The organism is Ideonella sp. P3_A4 (assembly GCF_056403075.1).
Window position 1 is genome coordinate 1 of the sequence record NZ_JBFUGE010001246.1, and the last position, 785, is coordinate 785.

Annotated in this window: 1 protein-coding gene; it reads left to right on the plus strand. The window is 71.1% G+C overall.

Features of this window, described 5'->3' with window-relative positions; translation table 11 throughout:
* The coding region (locus AC1DYI_RS37335; protein WP_477209099.1) for a hypothetical protein at positions 1-785 on the plus strand (785 nt) is incomplete at both ends.

Consider the following 785-nt stretch of genomic DNA (forward strand, 5'->3'; position numbering starts at 1 on the left):
GGCCTGCGCGGCGACGCCGGCCTGCGCGGCGACGCCGACCTGCGCACCGGCCAGACCATCGACCTGCCCAGCAACATCGGCGGCACCTCCAACAACGTCTCCACCTTCAAGCCCTACGACGCCACCGATGTCGTCGGCGACACCTCGCCGAACATCCCGGCGCCTAAGGCGGACAAGGGTTGCGGCACGATCGGCACGATCATCATGGTTGTGGTGGCGGTCATCGTCACGATCTACACCGCCGGGGCAGCCGCAGCGTGGCTGGCGTCTGCCGCGCCCGCGATGTTCGGCACAGCTGCAGCCGCCGGCGCGGTCACAACAGCGGCAGCGGCTGGCGGGATGGCCGGTGCCGCAGCGGCCACTGCGGCGGCTGCCGGCACCATCGGAGGCGTCGTTGCCGGAGCCATCGGCGCAGCCGTCGGCTCGATCGCCAGTCAGTTGGTCGGTGTGGCCATGAATCAATCCAAGGTCAGCTGGAAGCAGGTCGCCGCCAGCGCCGTGGGCGGCGCAGCATCCGCTGGCGTCAGCGGCCTTGGCAACGTCTCCAACAACGTCTACGTCAACGCCGCCGTCCGCTCCGCCACGAGCAGCGCCGTCAGCCAGGGCGTCAGCGCCGAACTGCACCTGACCAACGCGCCGTTCAGTTGGCGCGGCGTGGCCGCCGCGGCGGTCGCCGGCATGGTCGGCGAGGCGCTGGGTCCTGGCGCAGCTCGCAACGAAGACGGCTACGGCCAACTCGACCAATACGGCCAGACCGCCCGCTCGACCCCCGGACCACTGGGCAG